This window comes from Archangium sp. Cb G35, from assembly GCF_001896145.1.
In the GTDB taxonomy this organism is placed as follows: Bacteria; Myxococcota; Myxococcia; order Myxococcales; family Myxococcaceae; genus Archangium; species Archangium violaceum.
This window is the reverse complement of record NZ_MPOI01000002.1, coordinates 42867-59701: the sequence shown is the minus strand read 5'-3', so window position 1 is coordinate 59701 and position 16835 is coordinate 42867. Positions and strand designations below refer to the sequence as shown.

Annotated in this window: 15 protein-coding genes; 5 read left to right on the top strand and 10 right to left on the bottom strand. The window is 67.6% G+C overall.

Annotation, left to right across the window (positions count from 1 at the left end; genetic code table 11):
- Positions 1-48: 48 nt before the first annotated feature.
- Positions 49-1431 carry a sensor histidine kinase gene (locus BO221_RS06720; RefSeq protein ID WP_073559550.1) on the top strand — a complete coding sequence of 461 codons (1383 nt, stop codon included), beginning with the start codon at positions 49-51 and terminating at the stop codon, positions 1429-1431.
- On the opposite strand, the gene BO221_RS06715 is transcribed toward BO221_RS06720, so the two are convergent.
- From BO221_RS06715 to BO221_RS06685, 7 genes are all read right to left on the bottom strand, one after another.
- Positions 1428-1889: a hypothetical protein gene (locus BO221_RS06715; protein WP_073559549.1), complete on the bottom strand. Its 462-nt coding sequence runs from the start codon at positions 1887-1889 to the stop codon at positions 1428-1430. The genes BO221_RS06720 and BO221_RS06715 overlap by 4 nt on opposite strands.
- A gap of 139 nt (positions 1890-2028) precedes the next feature.
- The gene (locus tag BO221_RS06710) at positions 2029-2745 is read right to left on the bottom strand and encodes a hypothetical protein (RefSeq protein WP_073559548.1); all 717 of its coding nucleotides are present in this window, start codon (positions 2743-2745) and stop codon (positions 2029-2031) included.
- Positions 2742-4094, bottom strand: a complete 1353-nt coding sequence (locus BO221_RS06705) for a sensor histidine kinase (RefSeq protein ID WP_073559547.1) — start codon at positions 4092-4094, stop codon at positions 2742-2744. Before BO221_RS06705 ends, BO221_RS06710 begins: the two co-directional genes overlap by 4 nt.
- Positions 4091-4405 (bottom strand): hypothetical protein, encoded by a 315-nt coding sequence (locus tag BO221_RS06700; protein WP_083680802.1) that lies wholly within the window; start codon positions 4403-4405, stop codon positions 4091-4093. The genes BO221_RS06705 and BO221_RS06700 overlap by 4 nt, the downstream gene beginning before the upstream one ends.
- A 74-nt stretch (positions 4406-4479) precedes the next feature.
- On the bottom strand, positions 4480-4848 hold the full coding sequence (locus BO221_RS06695; protein WP_073559546.1) for a response regulator: 369 nt from the start codon (positions 4846-4848) through the stop codon (positions 4480-4482).
- Positions 4845-5636, bottom strand: coding sequence for a Dyp-type peroxidase domain-containing protein (locus BO221_RS06690; RefSeq protein ID WP_073559545.1), 792 nt, complete (start codon positions 5634-5636; stop codon positions 4845-4847). Before BO221_RS06690 ends, BO221_RS06695 begins: the two co-directional genes overlap by 4 nt.
- Before the next feature lie 213 nt (positions 5637-5849).
- Entirely contained in the window at positions 5850-6410 is a 561-nt protein-coding gene (locus tag BO221_RS06685; protein ID WP_083680800.1) for a Uma2 family endonuclease, read from the bottom strand.
- 252 nt (positions 6411-6662) lie between these two features.
- Here BO221_RS06685 and BO221_RS06680 point away from each other — a divergent pair, with 252 nt between their 5' ends.
- Complete coding sequence (locus BO221_RS06680; RefSeq protein ID WP_073559543.1) at positions 6663-7565, top strand: halocarboxylic acid dehydrogenase DehI family protein; 903 nt, start codon at positions 6663-6665, stop codon at positions 7563-7565.
- Entirely contained in the window at positions 7562-8437 is an 876-nt protein-coding gene (locus tag BO221_RS06675) for an alpha/beta fold hydrolase (RefSeq protein WP_073559542.1), read from the top strand. The genes BO221_RS06680 and BO221_RS06675 overlap by 4 nt, the downstream gene beginning before the upstream one ends.
- Here BO221_RS06675 and BO221_RS06670 read toward each other — a convergent pair.
- The 3 genes from BO221_RS06670 to BO221_RS06660 all read right to left on the bottom strand — a co-directional run bounded on the left by BO221_RS06670 (position 8419) and on the right by BO221_RS06660 (position 12840).
- A complete protein-coding gene (locus BO221_RS06670) occupies positions 8419-11283 on the bottom strand; it encodes a tetratricopeptide repeat protein (RefSeq protein ID WP_073559541.1) in 2865 nt (954 codons plus the stop codon). The two genes, BO221_RS06675 and BO221_RS06670, sit on opposite strands and share 19 nt — an antisense overlap.
- Positions 11284-11347: 64 nt before the next feature.
- Positions 11348-12061, bottom strand: coding sequence for an SAM-dependent methyltransferase (locus tag BO221_RS06665; RefSeq protein WP_233165750.1), 714 nt, complete (start codon positions 12059-12061; stop codon positions 11348-11350).
- Positions 12062-12078: 17 nt separating this feature from the next.
- Positions 12079-12840, bottom strand: a complete 762-nt coding sequence (locus BO221_RS06660) for an SDR family oxidoreductase (protein ID WP_073559539.1) — start codon at positions 12838-12840, stop codon at positions 12079-12081.
- Positions 12841-13026: 186 nt separating this feature from the next.
- Between BO221_RS06660 and BO221_RS06655 the strand changes: the two genes are divergently transcribed.
- Both BO221_RS06655 and BO221_RS06650 read left to right on the top strand, forming a co-directional pair.
- The gene (locus BO221_RS06655; RefSeq protein WP_158079794.1) at positions 13027-14364 is read left to right on the top strand and encodes an AAA family ATPase; all 1338 of its coding nucleotides are present in this window, start codon (positions 13027-13029) and stop codon (positions 14362-14364) included.
- Complete coding sequence (locus BO221_RS06650; protein ID WP_083680798.1) at positions 14364-16781, top strand: tetratricopeptide repeat protein; 2418 nt, start codon at positions 14364-14366, stop codon at positions 16779-16781. Before BO221_RS06655 ends, BO221_RS06650 begins: the two co-directional genes overlap by 1 nt.
- The last annotated feature ends 54 nt before the right edge of the window (positions 16782-16835 follow it).

Below are 16835 nucleotides of genomic sequence, written 5' to 3'. Positions count from 1 at the left end.
GTTGTCTCCTGACATCGGGAACGCAGGCCACAGCTTGTTGGAGGAGGAATGCGTTCAGCCGAGAAGGGGCAGGAGCCCGGGACGGCGGCGGGCCGGATACGTGCGCGGTTGGACTTGTTCGTGCTCGGACTGGTCGTCGCCGCCCACGTGATGGCGGTGATCTCCATCTGGGGCCAGTGGGAGCGCATCGGCATCATCTCGGCCATGTTCGTGGGGGTGGCCTGCATCAACTTCGTCATCGCGCGGCGGTTTCCGGCCGAGCGGGCGAGGACGGCCGAGGCCCTCCGGATGACGTTCAACCTGCTCGTCTCCATGCCCGTCTATGGCCACTTCACCGGGTGGGCGCTTCCGGTGTGGATCCACCTGCCACTCAACAGCCTGTGGGTGGGGGGGTTCATCGACATGTGGTCGCGGGTGCGGCTGATGGTGTTGCTCCTGGCGGTGGTGGGCTTCGCGCTGTTCGAGGGGTGTCCGCCGGTCATGCCGCTCACCTTCCTGGTGATGTCGGTGGCGCTCGCGGGCATCTCGGAGGCGCGCATCCACCTCAACCAGCTCACGACGAACGACTTGGAGCAGCGCAACCAGGAGCTGGCCAAGGCGTTGGCGGAGCTGGACCTGGCGCACCGGCGGGCCCGCGAGCAGGAGCGGCTGAGCAGCCTGGGCATGCTGGCGGCGGGCATCGCGCACGAAATCAACAACCCGATGAGCTACGTGAAGAGCAACATCCACACGCTCCATCAGGAGATGAAGGATCAGCAGGAGCTGCCCGGGCCGCTGCGCGAGTACGTGACGGAGGTGTTGCCGCAGACGTTGGATGGCATCAAGCGGGTGTGCTCCATCGTGGCGGACCTGAGGCGCTTCGCGCGGGGAGACCCCGAGGCGCTCGTCGAGTACGACCTGAACGAGGAGGTGCGGGCGTCGCTGCGGATTACCCGGAGCCGGGTGCTGCCGGAGTGTGACGTGGTGATCGAGTTGGGGGAGCTGCTGCCGATGCTCGGTCACCCGAGGCAGATTTCGCAGGTGGTGGTGAACCTGCTCATCAACGCGGCGCAGGCGATGAAGGGGCGGGGCACGGTGTACGTGTCCACGCGGCCGGACGGCGAGGATGACGTGGTGTTGACGGTGAGGGACACCGGGGTGGGGATGGCGCCGGAGGTGGTGGCCAACCTCTTCCAGCCCTTCTTCACGACGAAGCCGGCGGGCGAGGGGACGGGGCTGGGGCTGGCGGTGGTGCACGGCATCATCACGGCGCACGGCGGGCGCATCCGGGTGGAAAGCCAGCCCGGGGAGGGGAGCACCTTCACGGTGCGGCTGCCCCGGGTGCCGCCGATGAAGTTCATCGCCGCGCAGGAGGTGCCCGAGCAGCCGGGCACCTCGACCATTCATGTATTCCAGGGGCCGCTGGCGCGCGAACGGCGGGAGGAGGGTTAGGTGGGGAAGCCGGCCGCGTCCTCCGGAGAGGTGTATTGCTGGGGAGGTGGCGGGATGGGGCGGTGCTTCCAGAGACGCGCGGCGGCCACGCCCCAGCCGGTGACGAGGAGACCCTCGGCGACGGCATCCAGCAGGTACACGGGGGAGATGCGCTGGGGCGAGTAGATGACGTCCACGGCCGCGAGCGAGGCGGCGCTGCCGGCGGCCAGGGAGATGAGCTCGGGGTGGACGCGGCGGCGGAGGCCCGCGGCCAGCAGGGTGCCGCCGACGACGGCGATGAGGGCGCCCACGGTCTTCACCAACCAGCCCTCGAGCTTGGGGCCCGTGACGGCTTCGAAGCTGCGCAGGTGGATGATGGGCCACAGGCCCGTGGCGAGATAGAAGACGCCCTGGGTGACGGCCAGTCCCGAGGCCAGTGGCCCGGCGTGCTCGGACTCGAGTTGCTCGACTGCCTCCATGTGCTCCTCCGGTGTTCTGTGAGGAAGATGGGGATGGTGGGGGGAGAGCCGCTCGCCCGCTCGTTGTACATCCGGGAAGGTGAGCGTGAGTCTGACTCCGTCACTCCTCCCTCGCCCTCAGGGAGAGGGGAAATGGGGCTCAGAGAAGGGACTCCACCGTGCGCACGGCTGCGTCCAGGCTCGCGAGCCCCTCGCGGCGCACCGTGTCCACTGCCTCCCGGGCCCACGCCACCACCTCGCGCCGGTCCTCCTCGGGCATGCCACGGAACCTCGCGTCCCCCGCGCGGATGTCCTCCGCCACGTGCGCCGCCACGCCCAGGTTCCGCCCCACCTCCACCGCCCGCCCGGCCCGCTCCGTGCCCGCCCACAGCACCCGCAGGTAGAGCGCCCACTGTTGTCCGGCGATGCCCTCGGCCACCTGCTTGAAGCGCGGTGCCGTCCACGCGGCCGTGCGCACCTCGAGCACCTGCAGGCCCGCCGCCGTCACCATGTCCGCCGCGGCCTCGGCCAGCACGGCGGCGGGGAGCTCCGCCCGGGCCAGCGTGGCGAAACACAGCGACTGCAGGGCGAACTGCACCCCGGGCCCCACCCGCGGAGGCTCCTCCAGGTACGAGCACTCGCCATCCGCCAGGTCATCCGCGAGGTTCGCCGCGCACGAGCAGAAGAAGAGCCCCGCCGCGCGCCGCAGCAGCATTTCGCGCCCGAGCCCCACCTCGGCTCCCGCCACGTACAGCAGCGCCAGGGGCCCGGGCCGGCCCGCCTCCATCGCCGCCAGCACCTGCCGCTCGGCGTCTTCCGGAAGCCCGTGCCGGCGCAGCGCGCGCAGGGCCTCCTGGAAGACGGCGCCCGCGCTCATCTCAATTCCCGCGGCAGCAGGATGCGCAGCTGCGCTCCACCGGTGGGCCGGTTGTTGCGCTCCAGCGTGCCGCCACTGGCGCGGATGAGACACTCGGAGGTGTACAGGCCCAGCCCCGTGCCGTTCGGCTTGGTGGTGGACAGCCCCTCGATGGGGGCCTTCAGCTTCTCCGCGGGGAATCCCGGCCCGTCATCGGCGATGAGCAGCTCCAGCCGCCCGCTGTACGGCTCGGTGCGCGCGAGGATGTCCACCTTCGCGGCGCCCCGCTGGCCATTGCCCTCGCACGCGTTGAGCACCAGGTTCTCCACCACCCGCCGCAGCGTGGTGGTGCCCCCGCGCAGCAGGGCGTGCGTGGCCTGCTCCTCCACCTTCACCTGGATGTCCACGTCCGGGAAGCGCCAGCCGAGGCTCGTGCGCACCGACTCCAGCACCGGCACCAGGTGCACGTTCTCCGGCTCCTGGCTCACCGAGCGCCGCCCCTTCTGGCGGATTTCGATGACCATTTCCCGGATGCGCGCCAGCCCCTCGTTGACCTCGCGCACCAGCTCCTCGAACTCGGCGCGGGGCAGGGTGTTGCGCTGCACGCCCATGACCGAGAGCATGTCCGCCGCGGCGCTCACGCTCATCAACGTGTTGTTGATGTCGTGGTTGTACCCGAGAATCTGCACCATGGCCTGGGACAGCCGGCCCACGTCGCGCTCCTGCTGCTCCAGCATCTGCGCCTGCAAGGCGGCGCGCAGTTGCTCGGCCTCGGCGCGGGCGAGATCGTGCCGCAGGGCGAAGCTGCCCGTGTACAGCTCGAGGAGGACGGCCAGCGGCCCCATGACGGCGAAGAGGGCCACGTGCTCCTGGCTACGGGACAACAGCGCCGCCAGCCCCAGTGCCACCGCCGAGCCCAGCGCGAGGAAGGGCTGCGAGGGCGCCACGCGGTGGAGGCGGCCGTGGTAGCCGGTGGTGAAGAGCAGCACCGCTCCGAACACCATGGCTCCCGGCATCTTCGCCAGGGCCATCAGCGCGGCCAGGTAGAACTGCAGGGCGGCCGTGCCCACCACCAGGTACAGCCAGCCCCACCACTCCAGGCGCTGGCGGCCCCGGTGCAGCAGCGCGAAGACGATGCCCAGCACCAGCATGGGAGTCAGGCACGCCAGGGCCTCGAGGAAGGGCAGATCGAAGAAGCCCTTGGCCCCAGGGGCCCACACCGCCAGCGCCAGCACCGCCGGGATGACCAGAGCGGAGCTCAGCCACGCCTGCAGCGACGAGGCGGCCAGCACCTCCTGGGGATCCTGCGAGCGCACCCAGCGCTTGAAGGAGTCTTGGACGAGCTGGCGCCAGCGGGGCAGAGGGGTCATAAGGTCGCGGTCAGGTAGAACCCCGCCGCCTTGTTGATGGCGTTCGCTTCTTGTCCCACCTGTTCCACGCGGCGCTTGAGCTCATTGAAGATGTCCGGGTTGCCCCGGTGCACCACCTTCACCTCCACCGTGCCGCCAGCCAGCACCTGGTGGATGGCCTCGAGGATGGGCATCACCTCGGGGCTGATCTCCAACGCGCCGTCGGGACCTTCCACTGCGCCGAGCTCCTGGATGCGCATCAAGTACTCACTGAGCGAGGAAGCCACGGTCAAACCCACCACTCGGGGCCCACGGGTGTCGTTGTAGCTCATTGCAGCCTTGCCTCCGCCAGCTCAGTGAGCCGGACTGTTGTCTGTTTGATTCGGGGGGTGGTGGGGGGGACGGTTCAAGGACGCGGGCGGCTCGGTCCGGGAGTGGACAGCAGGGCCTCCAGCTCGCTGCGGCCGAAGGGCTTGGGCTGGAACCACTGGCGGCCGGGCTGCTCGATGAAGTCGGAAGGGCAGTGCGTGCCGGAGATGAGGACACGGCGTGCCTGGGGCACATGGGCCTCGGCCCAGCGCAGGAAGCCGGTGCCCGTCTCGCCCGCGTCCAGGTGCTGGGCGGCGAGGATGAGATCCACGGCCGGCTCCGCCTCGAGCGCGGTGCGGGCCAGGGCGGCGGAGGTGGGCCGGAGCACCTCGTGGCCGAGCATCCGCAGGGTGCGCTCCAACCCACGGGACACCCGATCATCACACTCCAGGACCAGCACTCTCATGGGGTGTCCTCCCGCGGGGAGGAAGGGGCGTGGAACCAGTCGGAGGGAGGCGCGAGGTAGAGGCCGCCGCTCACGGCCCGGGCGTAGCGCAGCAGGGCGTCCGGCGTCTGGCCGCCCACGCCGAGCAGCGCGTCCAGCGAGCGCTGGTAGTACTCCGGGTCCGCCGAGGCGGAGACGAAGGCCAGGCCCTCCTCGCCACTCTGACGGAAAGGGAAGCCGCGGCGGATGAGGAGCTGGTTCTCCCCGGCGCCGGAGGCGCGTACGCGGTGGATGTGGGCCTCGGCGGGCGCGTCCGTGACGAGCTCCCCGTCGCGGGTGCGGCCCACCACGCACTCCTGGGCTTGGGGTTTGAGGCGGCCGAAGCGCTCCAGGTCCTGCTGGAAGCGCAGGTAGAGCAGCCAGGAAGCGCCGGCCAGGGGCCCCGAGGGCACGAGGGCGGCGCGCCGCACCTGCTCGCGGGTGGGGCGCAGCAGGCCGTCGCGGAAACCGAAGGCGTCCCGGCCCTCGCCGATGCGGCCGCCGAGCACCTCCTCTTCCAGGTACAGCACCGCCTGGGTGAGGGCGAGCACGCGGCGCAGCGACCACAGCAGCAGCTCGCGGCCGTTGGCGCTCACCTGGACGAGCACGTGGGACTGGGTGGAGGGAAAGCGCGCGGTGGGCCCCTCGCGGGGCAGCAACGGGGGGGAGGCGGGAGTGTCGGGGAGCAGCGTGGGCTGCAATCCGAGCACCGTGTGCAGTCCCCTGGCGGCGCTCAGCTCGCCGTAGAGGGCGGAGATCGTCTCCCGCAATTGTGGGAGCGCCGCATTACGGCTGAGCCGGAGAACGACGACAGCACTGAACGCTCCAGGCGAGTGAAAAAGCCCTTCCTGTGGCCGCATCGCTGAAACCCCCCCAACCCTCGCGCCGATGTTCCGGCACGCCGGGTCACGTGTGGAACAGGAGAACCCATAGGGTCGCGTGATGTCAAAGGGGGGGTGGAAGGAATGTCATATCCGCGTCTGTCACTCCTCCCACAAGAGTGACAAATGCAACTCGAATGACTCGAAGGGCTCGGCGCGAATCCGGATCTGGCCGGAGTGGGGCGTCATGGGGAGGTAGTGGTTTCCCTCCAGCCGGAACACCTCCAGCGTGCGGGCATTCGGATCCACCAGCCACACGTGCCGCACGCCCTCGCGGGCGTACACCGGCAGCTTTGCTTTGCGGTCCAAATTTCGTGTGGAGGGGGAGAGCACCTCGCACACCCAGTCGGGAGCGAGCGTGGCGGCCGCCGTGCGAGGAGTCCGAGGCATCCGCTCACGCCGCCAGCCCGCGATGTCTGGGACCAGCACGTCCTCGCCCAGGTGCAGCTCGGGTTCGATCAACAGCTGCCAGCCTCCAGGCCCGCCTCGTCCCCTTCCGAATGGGCCCATCAACTCAAAGAAAAGCTCCCCGGCCGCGTACGCGTGCGGAAGGGCGGGGCGGGGGCTGGCATACAACACCCCGTCGATGATCTCTCCGACGACGTGCTCCGGGAGCGCCTCCAGATCCGCGTAGCTCGCCTTGCGCTGTTGACTGCCGCCCATGCCAGGAGCATGGGCAGCCGGACGCACCTCTTCAAGAGGAGTCCAGGAGGAACTGCTCGATTCACGGTCCATGCGATCACTCTACATCTGACTTCATACGTAGGGTAGCCCCTCCCATCCAGAAAAGTCAGCCTCGTCTCCAGGAGCCGCGCGTCCACCCATCGTCCGCCCCGCCGAGGAGCAGCCATGCGGACGTGCCCGTGTGCCGTGCCTGGAAGCACCGTCCATCTTCCGACCGGAGGAGGCGCGTCCATGGCGAATCCCAGGCAGGTGAGCGAGCACGAGGCGCAAGGCGAGGTGGAGCGGGTGCTCCACGAGATGCGGCGGACGCTGCGGGTGACGGGGTTGGACGTGACGGTGCGCACGTGGGCGGGCTTCGAGCGCTTCCTGGTGGCGATGTGGGAGGCGATGGGGCCGAACACGGAGACGCGGGCCTTCGAGTCGGCGGCGGACGAGGTGAGGGCGCAGGCGGTGGAGGCCGCCGAGCGCCTGGGCCGGCTGGGCGCGTGGGAGGCGGCGGTGCTGGGGGAGAGCCAGCGCTACCACGTGAGAGGGACGCTGGAGCTGTACCACTACCTCAACCCGAAGATGCTGGTGTTCACCTCGGCGGTGAAGCTGGCCTTGCAGGACGAGCGCGTGGGGGTGTTGCAGCCGTTGGGGAGCGCCGAGCGGGTGGAGCGGGGGGCTCCGGCGCGGATGATGGCGATGGAAGAGGTGGAGAAGCGGCCGGGTGACGCGAGGCTGCGCGGACTCTTCGAGGACATCGAGGAGTCGGTGGGGCCGCCGGCGTTGCCGGGAGAGTTCCGGGGGCTGGCGTTGTGGCCGGGGTACCTGGAAGCCGCGTGGGAGCGGCTGAAGCCGCGGATGAGGACGGAGGAGTGGGCGCGCGCCTGTGACGCGTTGCTGGAGACGTCGAGGCGGCTGGCGAGACGGCTGCCGTACGAGGTGGCGCTGTCGAAGGAGCGGCTGGAGGTGCTGCGCGAGGACGCGGAGCTCATCCAGCGGGTGACGGTGCAGAGCGAGTGGCGGCTGCCGGTGCTGGTGCTCGGGATGGCGACGCTGGTGGACGACGTGAGGGACATCGAGCGGCGGTTGCCCTTCCCGGCGGAGGCGCGCCTGGTGCCGGACTTCGTGGTGGGAGAGGAGTTGCGATGAACTGGCGCGACTACCAGGCGAGACAGCGGGTGGTGGAACTGGGCCAGCGTTTCATCAGCTATGTGGACGAGGGGCGGGGCGAGCCGCTGGTGCTGCTGCATGGGATTCCCACGTGGGGCTTCCTGTGGAGCGGGCTGTTGCCGGCGCTGTCCCTGACGCACCGGGTGCTGATTCCGGATCTGCTGGGGTACGGGTACTCGGACCGGCGCGAGGGCTTCGACCGCTCCATCGCGCGGCAGGCCGAGGCGCTGGATGCGTGGATGGACCGGCTGGACGTGCGGGACGCGGCGGTGGTGGGGCACGACATTGGCGGAGGCATCGCGCAGCACCTGGCCATCCGCTTCCCGCGGCGGGTGTCCCGGCTGTGTTTGATGAACAGCGTCTGTTTCGACGCGTGGCCCCTCGAGCTGATGGTGCAACTGGGGCACCCGGGAGTGGTGCGGCGGTTCTCGTCGCGGGCGCTGCAGCGGATGTTGAAGCTGGCGCTCAAGAGCAAGGGCTTCGCGACGGCCCCGCCGGACGGAGTGGTGGACGGGTTGCTGGCGCCATACGCGACGGAGGTGGGAAAGACGTCCCTGGTGCGCGACGCGGTGGCGCTGAACACGAATCAAACACAGGAGCTGGTGCCGAGACTGCCACACATGGCGGTTCCCACACGGGTGCTCTGGGGCGCGGACGACACCATCCTGCCGGTGAAGTGGGGCGAGCGGCTGGCGTGGGAGATTCCGGGCGCGAAGCTCGTGCGGGTGGAGCACGCGAGGCATTTCCTCATGTGGGACCAACCGCACGCGGTGATGACGGCGCTCTACGAATTCCTCGGGGTGGAGGAGCGGCCCCAACTGGAGGGCGTGGTTCAGAACTCGTCGATCTGAGCGAAGCTGGCCGCGTCCAGCCAATGCAGGTGCCCGATTTCCCCCAGCTCGGGGACGAGGTGGAGGCGGAGCGTCTTCCCCTCGCGCCGCACCGTGATGGGCGCGTCCAGCGCGGCGCCATTGAGCAGCTCATTCAGGTGCATGTGGTCTCGAAGGGGTGTCTCCCCCATGGCGATGATCCAGTCGCCCACGACCAACTGCCTGCACGAAATCCCGAAGCATCGGGTCACGATGGCGCCGCCCGTGGGCTTCTCCGCGTTCCAGCCGCTCAGCCCGGCCAGGGTCAGCGCGAGATTGGACCGGACCTTCTGGGTCTTCGGGTGGAAATCACCGAAGCTCTGATCGGCGATGTCGAGCGCCCGGCGGAACTGCCCCACCGCGCCCTCACCATCCCCGCCCCTGGCCAGGGCCGTGCCGATGTTGTTCAGCACGAAGACGAGGCTTGGATGATAGCGGCCGCGGAACTTCTCATGGAGGGCGAGGGCCCGCCGCAGCAGGGCCATGCCCTGCGCGCGATTCCCCTGGTCCATCAGGCTGGCCATGTTGCCCAGCAGGTACGGGACCTGGGGATTGCCGGGTCCGAGCGCCTTCTCGGAGATGGAGAGCGCCTGCTCGTAATGCGCCAGGGCTTCCTCGCGGCGGCCCTGCCTGTAGTGCATCAGCCCGAGGTTGTTCAGCGCGGTGGCGACATCGGGATGCTCCCGTCCGAGCGTCTTCTCGGCGAGGGTCAGCGCCTGTTGGAAGTACGCCTGGGCTTCCGGGTAGTGGCCCTGCTCGTCGAGCACATGGCCGATGTTGTTCAGGATGACGCCGCGGGTATTGGGGTTGCCCCCGCCCGGGGCCTTGTCGGCGAGGGCGAGTGCCCGCCGGTGGTACCCCAGGGCTTCTTTCAGTTGTCCCTGGGCGCTGAGTGCCATGCCGAGGTTGTTCAGGGGTTGGAGCGCCTCGAGGTGCTCCGGGCCGTAGGTCTTCTCGACGAGCTCGAGCCCCTGCTGGAAGGTGGTCCGGGCCGCCGTGTAATCGCCCTGGGCCAGGAGTCCGTTGCCCACGCTGTTCAGGTAGGGGACGAGCGCGGGGTGGTGCTCGCCGAGCTTCTCGCGCACGAGGGCGAGTGCCTGCCAATGATGCTTCTGGGCTTCCTTGAGGTCCCCCTGCTCCTCGAGGGCCTTGCCGATCAGGGACAGGCTCGCGGCCTCCAGCGAGCTCCCGCTGCCGCGCACCCGCTCCAGGGCCCGCCGGCTGTAGCGCAGCGAGCGCTCGGAGTCGGGCAGGTGGAGGTAGGACCTCGCGAGTACCAACTCGAGCGACTCCACGTTCCGCTCCTGCTCCAGAACATGCTCGGCGGATTTCTCGAAGAAGCGCGCCGCCAGCGCGTATTGCTCCTGCTCATGGAAGTGCAGCCCCAGCGCGAACTGGACGAGCTGGAAGGGCTCGGTGGCGCGCAGGGTGGGGAGATCCAGGTGCCCCAGGGTGGGCAGCTCCAGGGCGCGTTTGCTGCTGCGGCGGAAGCTGCGCTCCTCGCTGTACAGCGTGGCCCGGGGTTGCACTGCGTAGGGAGTGGAGGCCGGGCTGCTGAAGGCCTTGCCCCAGAGGATGACATTCGCGCCGAGTGACCGGGCCACGCGCTCGGCCTGCTCGTGGGTGTCCAGCGCGCAGCTCAGGCGGTGGATCTCCAACGCGCCCTCGGGCACCTCGAGGTCCACCTCCTTCGGGTTGCGCAGTTCCTCCTCCTGGAAGCGCTCGAGCGCCTGGGCCACCTGCTCGGACACGGTCCGGGAGAAGTCCGTCTGCTGGGGCGAGGAGCCCTGGAAGCCGGCCACCAACAGGTGCGTGGCCGCGGGATTCTTGAAGGGGCTCGGGCCAAGGTCCTCGCCGCACAACCCCTCCGCCCGCGACCAGGAGCTCCAGGCCAGCACGCCGGCTCCCGCCGCCAGCGCGAGCACCGCCAGTCCCACGGCCACGGGAGCCTTCCGGGGTGGACGTGGCAGCTCGAGCCCCTGCTCGAGGAAGTCCGCGAGGACGATCGCGGCCGTGCGCGAGGCGTAATCGTGGAAATGGTCATCCTTGAGCTCGTCGCCGAAGTCGGAGATGCCGCGGATGACCAGCCAGGGGATGCCGTTGCGCTCGCAGGCCGCCATGAGGCCGGCGGCCTCCATCTCGCCCACTTCGGTCCTGCCATCGAGCGAGCGGAGCTCCAACAACTTGCCCGGATCTCGCAGCAGCTTCTCGCCACTGGCGATCGTCGCCGTCTTCACGGTCATCCGCGAGGCGACGTGCGCGCCGAAGAGCTTCTCGCGTCCCTCGGGAGGCCGGGGGATGCTCCAGTCGCGCGCCTGGAAGCGCGCATCGAGACGCTTCGGCTCCGGCTGGTAGTGCACCACGTTCTGGTGCATCCCGTGCGAGGTGGTCCGGATTTCGGGGCGCGGCTCCGTGCGGCGCGTGCCCTTGGGGGTGCGCACGAGGGCAGCGGATTCGTAGGCCACCACGCGCTCGGAGAGGACGACTTCACCGATGCGGACCTTGCCGCGGATTCCCGCCGCGATGCCCACGAGGAGCACGGCCCGGGGTTTGTAGCGGGAGATGACCTGCTGCACGGCGGCGGCGGAGTTGTTGTTGCCCGCCCTGCCGATGCAGGTGAGCAGCACCTCGTAGTCGCGCCCCGTGAGCGAGGAGCGGATCGGGCCCCGGTAGGAGATGGTGCCCGTCTCATCCGTCTCGCGGGCGGCCTCGGTCTCGGTGAGGCCCAATGCCTGACGGACGGCGTAGAGCTCGGGAGGGATGACCGTCAGGATGGCGATGTCGACGGGCGGGCGGGAGAACCGTCGGAGGAGGCGAGGCCAGGCCATGGAGTGGTTCCGATTCTATCGCGCCTGGTGGACCGGTCCCAGGTGGTGAGCCGTGAGCCCCGGCTCACTCGTCCGCGTCACCACCCTCGGGCTCCGGGCCCTCCGACGGCTCCGAGTCGCCCATTGGCATCTGGAGTGCCCGCGCCTTCTTCGCGCGCTTGCGGCTGAGCTCGACGCCCACGGCATCGAGTCCCAGCCAGTTGGCCACCGCGAGCACGGAGCCATGCCCACAGAACGGATCCACGATGGTGCGCGTGGGCGTGTTCTCCAGCACGTACCGGCAGGCGACCAGGCACGCCTGCACGCCCATGCCCCGGGTCCACGTCACTTCACCGGCCTGGGGGAGCACATCGGCGGTGGACTTCGAGAGATCCGCGCGGAGTCCTCGCGAGAAACACAGCATGTGCGAGTACGCCGGCCGCCCGAAGGTGATGCTGCCGGGCGGAGTGCGGCAGACCACCTTGTGCCAGAGCAGCGAGTGCCCCAGTTGCTCGGCGGCCTTCTGCACGAGGTATCCCTTGTCGACCCAGGTCCCGTCCTTCTTGATGTCGGTCTGGTAGAAGATGGTGACGCCGTCGTCGGGGCAGCGCGAGAGCACGAGCGACGCCGTACGGATGAACCACTCCTTCCACTCCGCGAGCGACAGGGAAGGGAACTCGGACACGTCGGGCATCGAGGTGATGAGCGAGCACCCGGCGAGCACTCCCTGGCCCTCCAGCCACGCCAGGGCATCCGCGCAGTGGACCGTCCTCTTTCCCTGTGAAGGTGCCTGCTCCACGTGATGGCTCCCGGAGTTCAGCGGCGCTTGATGTTGAAGGGGCCGAAGCCCTGGTCGGCGGGCATGACCTCGACGACGTTGATGTTCACGCGGGCGGGGCGGGTGACGGCCCAGAGCATGATGTCCGCGATGTCTCCCGGGGTGAGGGCCTCCATGCCCTCGTAGACCTTGCTGGCGCGCTGGGCATCGCCCTTGAAGCGCACGAGCGAGAAGTCGGTCTCGACCATGCCGGGCTGGATGTCGGTGACGCGCACGCGGGTGCCCACGAGGTCGGCCTTCAGGTTCTCGGAGAACTGGTGCACGAAGGCCTTGGTGGCGCCGTAGACGTTGCCACCGGGGTAGGGGTAGGTGGCGGCCACCGAGCCGAGGTTCACCACGTGCCCGCGGTTGCGCTTCACCATGCCGGGCAGCAGGGCGCGCGTCACGTAGACGAGCCCCTTGCAGTTGGTGTCGATCATCGTCTCCCAGTCATCGAGCGACGCCTCGTGGGCGGGCTCGAGGCCGAGTCCGAGGCCGGCGTTGTTCACGAGGACATCCACGTCGGCGAACCCGGCGGGCAGCGAGGAGAACGAGGCCTCGACATCGCCGCGCGAGCGCACGTCCAGGACGAGGGGGTGGGCGGGGTTGGGGAGCTTCGCCGCGAGGGCCTCGAGCCGGTCACCGCGGCGGCCCGCGAGCACGAGCCGTGCGCCCGCTTGAGAGAGGGCGAGTGCACAGGCCTCGCCGATTCCCGCGCTGGCGCCGGTGACGAGGGCCGTCCATCCTTGAAGGGTTTGCATGGGGCGCGGATTCTAATGAGGCGCCGGAGGAGTGCACGCTTTCGAGGAGTGCGTCGAGGCGCTCGCCGCCATGCTCCCTGGGCTCCTGCCTCCTTGAGACCTGGGAGGAGGATGGACACTTGTGTCGGATGGGACAGCGGCGTACATGCTCCGCCACACGTCGATGCGCCAGGTGAGGCACGTACCATGTCACTGACTCCCGAGACGAGGACCCGGCTGATGAAGTTCTTCCAGAACCTGGAAGACAAGGCCCTGGAGCCCACGGACGCCTTCTACGTGCCATTCCAGCAGCAGATGCATCCGGGCGCGGACCCCATCGAGGAGATGGCGACCCGTATCGTGTGGAGCCAGTCCTCCAGCGTCCACCTCCTCTCCGGGCAGCGTGGTAGCGGGAAGAGCACGGAGTTGAGAAGGCTGCGCAAGAACCTGTTGGCCGAGGGGTGTCACGTCGTCCTGCTCGACATGCGCGACTACATGAACATGACGAAGCCCGTGGAGATCACGGACTTCCTCGTCTCGATCATGGCCGCGCTCACGGATACGTTGGACGCACTCGACAAGAGCCTGCTCCAAGATCTTTTCAAGAAGCGCATCCTCGACTTCATTGCCCAGAGGATGGAACTCAAGGAGGTGAAGGGGGAACTGGCGCTCGGGCCTCTCAAATTGCTCGGGCCTCTCAAGTTGGGCATTGGCGCCTCGCTGAAGGAGGACCCGAGTTTCAAGGGCAAGCTCCAGCAGGCGCTGCGCGGGCACATGGCTCAAGTGGTGAAGCATGCTCATGACTTCGCGGCGGACGTGGTGGGAGAGATCCGCAAGCGGACAGGGGAGGAGGAGCGGAAGGTGGTGCTGCTGGTGGACTCGGTGGAGCAACTCCGAGCGGAAGGGAGCGAGGAGGCGAATGCTCTCTACAAGAGCGTGGAGGAACTCTTCTTCGGCCACGCGGATGCCCTGCAACTTCCCCTGCTGCATGTGGTGTACACCATTCCCCCCTACCTTGTTCCTCTCGTGCCGGGCCTGGGGCGCGTGCTGGGAGGAGGCACCGTCTTCAGTCTCGCCAGCATCAAGGTTCGAGGACGGGACGGCGACAAGCTGCCGCAGGGGCTGAGCTTCATGGAGATGATCATGGAGAAGCGCGGCCCGAATTGGCAGGAGGTTTTTACCCAGGAACAGCTTCAGCGCATGGCGCTGAGCACGGGGGGAGACCTCCGGGATTTCTTCCGCCTCGCCCAGAGCTGCATCGTCAAGGCAGCCATGGGCGCCCAGGGCAAACTGCCCTTGCAGGACATGACGATCGATGACGCCGAGAACCACCTGCGGCGTGACATGCTGCCGTTGGCCGAGGCAGACAAGGAGTGGTTGAAGCGCATCAATCAAACCAAGCAGACCGGTTTGAAGGAGATTCAGCACCTGCCGCAATTGGCCCGGTTCCTCGATACGCACCTCGTTCTCAATTACCGCAATGGAGACGATTGGTATGACGTCCACCCGTTGCTGTGGGACGAACTGAAGCGTGGAGCCGCGTGATGGCGTCGCGCGCTCTGACGGCAAAGGGAGAGGAGGAGTGGCAGACGCTGCGGTACCACATCGAGTGGTCCAAGGGCTTCGTCCTCGTCTTCCTATTCACGTCTGATCTGGCTCTTCAGGAACTCCTGCGTGAGCGGCTAGAGCGCATCTGCCTGCTTCGCACGGCGCCGTTGGAGAAGTTCTCTCCCCGAGAGCCCGCCACGCTGGTCGAGGAGGTGCTGGAGCCAATCCGTCAGTCTTCGTCCGTGCTGGCTGAGGCGCGTTCTCCTCTGTGGCTAGATCTTGCCTTCGGCCGAGGTCCGGAGTGGGAGCGGGCACGTGATAATCTGCTAGCGCGTGTCAATGAGCACCGGGAGTGGCTGCGTCGGCTCGGACGTCCGGTCGTAATCGTACTGCCCTCTGGCTACCGTCCCCGTCTGAGGGAACTGGCCCCTGATCTGTGGGCGATTCGTGGCTACAGCCTGGACCTGGACGAGGTTGGTCTTCTGTCGTCAGGAGGGCGAGAGAGCGGAGTAGATGCAACGGACGAATTTGATATCGCACGTTCCACGTATGCACCGGCTGCTGCCAGTATTGGGGATGAAGCCCGATTGATGGAATGGGGGCGGCTTGCGCGTATGCCTTCCAGCGAGACATCGATTCTCGTCGCAGGGTTACAAGCTCTGGACATTGCTTTACGTTTGGGTCGCCAGGATATGGCGAAACGTATCGCGGACGAGGTGCTGGTGCGCGCTCGAAGCCGGGTTGAAGCCGAACCAACAGCTGCACGACTATTGAGTATTGCCTTGGATGGAGTTGGGCATGTGGCGTTGGCTCAGGGCCGGTTGAAGGAGGCGGAGGCTGCGTACCAGGAGAGTCTGGAACTGAGGCAGAACCAGCGGGAGCGAACGGGGGACACTCCGGAGATGGTGCGTGACCTGAGCGTGTCGCTGAACAACGTGGGGCAGGTGGCGTTAACTCAGGGACGGTTGAAGGATGCGGAGGTTGCGTACCAGGAGAGTCTGAAATTGAGACGGGGTTTGCGCGAGCAAACGGGAGACGCACAGGACGTGGTGGAGGGTATGAGTGCGTCGCTAAATAACTTAGGGCGAGTGGCATTGGCGCAGGGGCGGCTCGTTGATGCGGAGGCTTTGTTTCGGGAGAGCTTGGAGTTGATGCGGAGCCTACGAAGGAAGGTGGGTGACACGCCGGAGGTGCTACGAGCCTTGAGCGTCTCTCTGGACGACGTAGGGCGAGTAGAATTGGCTCAAGGGCAGTTGGAGGAGGCTGAGGGAGTGTACCGGGAGAGCCTGGAGTTGATGCGAACTCTGCGCGAGCGTGTGGGAAACACACCGGATGTGGTCCGGGACGTGAGCGTGTCGCTGGACAATGTAGGGCGAGTGGCGTTGGCAAAGAGGCGATTAGAGGAGGCAGAAGCGGCGTTTCGGGAGTGCCTGAGTTTGAGGCGTGGTCTACAGATGCAGTTGGGGGACACACCGGAGGTAGTGCGGGACTTGAGTGTGTCGCTGGACAACGTGGGGCGTGTGGTCGAGGCGCAGGGGCGGCTGGATGAGGCGGAGGTGGCCTACCAGGAGAGCTTGGAGTTGAGTCGGCGCTATCGGGTACAGGTGGGAGATACGCCGGAGGTAGTGGGCTCTTTGAGTGCGTCGTTGGACAGCATGGGATTGCTGGCATTAGCTCGGGGCCGGTTGAATGAGGCGGAGGCGGCGTACCGAGAGACCTTGGAATTGATGCGTGGCCAATTCGAGCGGGTAGGGGACACACCGGAAGTGCTACGGGCCCTGAGCGTTTCGCTAGAACACTTAGCGGAGGTGACAGAGGCGCAGGGCCGGTTGGATGAGGCGGAGGCGACGTACCGGGAGAGCCTGGATATAATGCGAGGCCTACGCGGACGGGTAGGGGACACACCGGCGGTTGTGCGGGATTTGAGCGTGTCGCTGGAAGGCGTGGGGCGGTTGTCCGAAGCGCAGGGGCGGCTAGAGGATGCAGAAACTGCGTACCGGGAGAGCCTGGAATTGAGGCAGGGTCAGCGGGGGCGGCTGGGAGATACGCCGGAGGTGGTGCGGGACCTGAGCGTATCGTTGGAGAACGTGGGGCGGATGGCGTTGGCACAGGGGCGGCTAGAGGATGCAGAAACTGCGTACCGGGAGAGTCTGGAGTTGGTGCGTGGCCAGCGGGAACAGGTAGGGAACACGCCGGAGGTAGTGCGGGACCTGAGCGTGTCACTGAAATGGCTGGGCGATGTGCTAAGCGCCCAGGGAAAGCTCGGTGAGGCGCTAGATTGTTACGACGAGGCTCGTCGTTTGAGGCAACGTCTCGCATTGGCCCTTCCGCACATTCTGGAGCACCAGCGAGCAGTAGAGGAACTGGAGCGGCTCATGGAGTTCTTGCGCAGCTCAAATTCACGGCCCTCATAGGATTCGGTTCATGAAGTTAGCGTCATCGGGAGGCGCGTTCCATTGCTGATAGGA